This window comes from Novosphingobium sp. B-7 (genome assembly GCF_000410615.1).
Lineage (GTDB): Bacteria > Pseudomonadota > Alphaproteobacteria > Sphingomonadales > Sphingomonadaceae > Novosphingobium > Novosphingobium capsulatum.
The window spans coordinates 1-3,533 of sequence record NZ_APCQ01000073.1 but is presented as its reverse complement, the minus strand read 5'-3'; the positions used below and the strand labels follow the sequence as shown (position 1 = coordinate 3,533).

Genomic DNA, 3,533 nt, shown 5'->3' with positions numbered 1-3,533 from the left:
CGCGGCATCGACCACCCCGGCGCAGCGGTCTTGCGCCACGATCAGCGTCAGCGCGGCGCGGCGCAGCAGGCCTTCGACCTGCTCGCCCGTGCCGGCGTCGGCATAGTCGTGGCCCAGCACCATTTCGTCAGTGCGGTGCACCGGCGCTGCGGCGGCGTCGCGCAGTGCCAGCGCCAGGCCTTCGGCATCGCCACGTGCGCAGTGGAAGGTGAGCAGCAGATCAGCCATGGTGCGCCTCTGTCGGGAGGTCAGTTTGGTTGTCACGCTCGGCCGCGCTTTCGCCGAACCGGGCAAACAGGATCGGCAGCAGCACGAGCGTGAGCAGAGTGGAGGTGACCAGCCCACCGATCACCACGATCGCCAGTGGCCGCTGGATTTCCGAGCCGGGCCCGCTGGAAAACAGCAGCGGCACCAGCCCGAACGCGGTGATGCTGGCAGTCATCAGCACGGGGCGCAGGCGCCGTTCCGCGCCCTGGCGCACCACCTCTGCCATGGGCAGGCCTTCCTCGCGCAGCTGGCGAAAATACGCGACCAGCACCAGCCCGTTGAGCACGGCGATGCCAAGCAGGGCGATGAACCCGACCGAGGCTGGCACCGAGAGATATTCTCCCGAGAGCCACAGCGACACGATGCCGCCGACCATGGCAAAGGGAATGTTCGCGAGGATCAGCCCCGAAGCGCGCAGCGAGCGCAGCGTGGCCAGCAGCACGCCAAAGATCAGCAGCAGCGCCATGGGAATGACCAGCATCAGCCGCGCGGCGGCGCGCTGCTGGTTTTCGAACTGGCCGCCCCATTGGATGCGATAGCCTGCCGGCAGCGGCACGGCTCTCGCCACCTGCGCCTTGGCATCCTCGACATAGCCGACCAGGTCGCGCCCCGATACGAACGCCTGGACGAGGGCAAAGCGCGAGGCGTTTTCATGGTCGAGCTTGACCGGCCCGGCCGTGCGCGAAACCTGCGCCATGTCCGCCACCCGCGCCACGCTGCCCGATGGGGTAACCATCTGCATGTCGGCAAAGCGGGTGGGATCGCTGCGCAAGCTGTCATCGCCACGGATCACGATCGGCACGCGCCGCTGCCCTTCGGCGACGATGCCGGCGGGCATCCCTTCCACCCCGGCACGCAAGGTATCTTCGAGTTGATCGACCGGCACGCCCAGCCGCCCGGCCGCGACGCGATCAATGTTCAATTGCAGGTAATCAACATTGTCGTTGGCCACGGTCAGCACTTCGGTGGCGCCGCGCACACCCTTGAGCGTTGCCTGGATGCGCGTGGCCAGATCGGCCAGCACGCGGGTGTCTGGCCCGAAGATCTTCACTGCCAGATCGCCGCGCGCGCCTGTGAGCATTTCGGACACGCGCATCTCGATCGGCTGGGTGAACGTGGTCTGCACACCGGGCAGGCCCTCGGTCGCCTTGCGCAGTTCCTCCACCACGAAATCCTTGTTGCCTCGCCATTCCGATTGCGGCTTGAGCACCACGAAGCTGTCGGTTTCATTCAGGCCCATGGGATCGAGGCCGATCTCGTCAGAGCCGGTGCGGGCGATCACGTCGGCCACTTCGGGCACGGTCTTGAGCGCGCGTTCCACTGCCATGTCGATCTGCGTCGATTGCGCCAGGTTGATCGTGGGCAGCTTGGTCAGCTGCACGATGACCGAGCCTTCGTCCATCGTCGGCATAAAGGTCTTGCCCACCGCGCCATAGGCCAGCACTGCCACGGCGAGGCCACCGGCCGACAGGGCATAGACCAGACCCTTGCGGGCAAAGGCGCCGTCGAGCAGGCGGCGATAGCGTGGGGCCAGCCAGCGCATGATCCACGGCTCGCCATGGTGGCCCTGGCCCAGGCCGAATGAGGCCAGCACCGGCACGAGGGTGAGCGCCAGCAGCAGCGAGCCGACCAGCGCGAACACGATGGTCAGCGCCACCGGGGCAAACAGCTTGCCTTCCAGTCCTTGGAGCGAGAGCAGCGGGAGGAACACCAGGGCAATGATGACGATCCCGGCCGAGACCGGCACGATCACATCGGCCGTGGCGCGGAACACCTGGTTGAGCCGCGGGAGGCTGTCATTCCTTGCCTGGCCCAGCCGTTCGACTACGTTTTCCACCACCACCACTGCGCCATCGACCAGCATGCCGATGGCGATGGCCAGGCCCCCCAGGCTCATCAGGTTGGCCGAGAGGCCGAACAGGTGCATGAGCAGGAACGTGATCAGCGCAGCCATCGGCAGCGTGGTCGCCACGATCGCCGCCGCGCGCCAATCGCCCAGGAACAGCACGAGCAGCACGATCACCAGGATCGTCGCCTCGACCAGCGCTTCTTCCACAGTGCACACCGCGCGGCTGACCAGGTCGGAGCGATCGTAGAATGTGTGGATGGTAGTGCCGGCGGGCAGGGCGTGTTGCAGTTCGGCCAGGCGGGTCTTCACCCCTGAAACCACCTTTTGCGCGTCGGCCCCGCGCAGGGCGATCACCAGGCCTTCGACCGTCTCGGCCTTGCCCCCGCGCGATACCGCGCCATAGCGGGTAAGGCTGCCGGTGCCGACTTGCGCCACATCGCCCAGGCGCAGCACGCGCCCCTGCGGATTGGCGATGACCAGCGCGGCCAGGTCAGCCTCGGTCTGGATCGCGCCGACGGTGCGCACGATCAACGCTTCCTCGCCGGTGACCAGGCGGCCGGCGCCATCGTTGCGGTTGCCGCTTTCGATCGCCGCCTTGATCTGCGCGATCGAGAGGTGCGCGGCGGCCAGCGCGGTGGGATCGGGGCGCACCTCGAATGTGCGGACAAAGCCGCCCAGCGCATTGACATCGGCCACGCCGGGCACGGTGCGCAGCGCGGGGCGGATCGTCCAGTCGAGCAGCTCGCGCTTTTGCTGAAGCGACAGGGGGCCATCGATGGTGAACATCAGCACGTCGGACAGCGGCGTGGAAATCGGCGCCATGCCGCCGCTGACCGAACCGGGCAGATCGGCCATCACGCCTGAAAGCCGCTCGGCCACCTGGTTACGCGCCCAATAGATGTCGGTCCCGTCGACGAAATCGATGGTCACGTCGGCAATCGCGTATTTGGCGGTAGAGCGCAGCACAGCCTGGCCGGGAATACCCAGCATTTCGGTTTCGATCGGCGTGATCACCCGGCTTTCGACTTCCTCGGGCGTCATGCCCGGCGCCTTGAGGATGATCTTGACCTGGGTTTGCGCGATATTGGGATAGGCATCGACCGGCAGGCCGATGAAGGCCCAGGTGCCCAGGAGCGCCACGGCCAGCGCCAGCCCGAGCACGAGCAGGCGATAGGAGAGCGAGAGCGCGACTAGCTTGCGGAGCATGGGGCGGGCCTGCTCAGTTCGCTTCGGCCAGCGCCTTCAAGGCGCTGGTGCCATGAACGACGACGGCCTCGCCGGCGCGCACGCCATCCTTGAGGATGACCTGGCCATCGGCCGCGCCCAGGCGGTGCACGGTGCGGCGCTGATAGCCACGCGGCGTGGCGACAAAGACCATCTCGTCCACGCCGATCGTGGTCACTGCGCCTTCGGGCAC

At 67.2% G+C, this 3,533-nt stretch carries 2 protein-coding genes and 1 pseudogene; all 3 read right to left on the bottom strand.

Annotation, left to right across the window (positions count from 1 at the left end; all coding sequences use genetic code 11):
• Nucleotides 1–228, bottom strand: a 228-nt coding sequence (locus H926_RS0100625; protein WP_022674573.1) for a hypothetical protein, incomplete at its 3' end; no start/stop codon positions are given.
• Nucleotides 221–3,322, bottom strand: coding sequence for an efflux RND transporter permease subunit (locus H926_RS0100620; protein WP_022674572.1), 3,102 nt, complete (start codon nt 3,320–3,322; stop codon nt 221–223). The genes H926_RS0100625 and H926_RS0100620, both read right to left, overlap by 8 nt.
• A gap of 13 nt (nt 3,323–3,335) precedes the next feature.
• Nucleotides 3,336–3,533: pseudogene (locus tag H926_RS32870) on the bottom strand (efflux RND transporter periplasmic adaptor subunit); the annotation flags it as partial.

Bases quoted from the DNA above. Each gene is read 5' to 3' on its own strand.
- H926_RS0100620 (WP_022674572.1), bottom strand. From the start codon at position 3,322: ATGCTCCGCAAGCTAGTCGCGCTCTCGCTCTCCTATCGCCTGCTCGTG.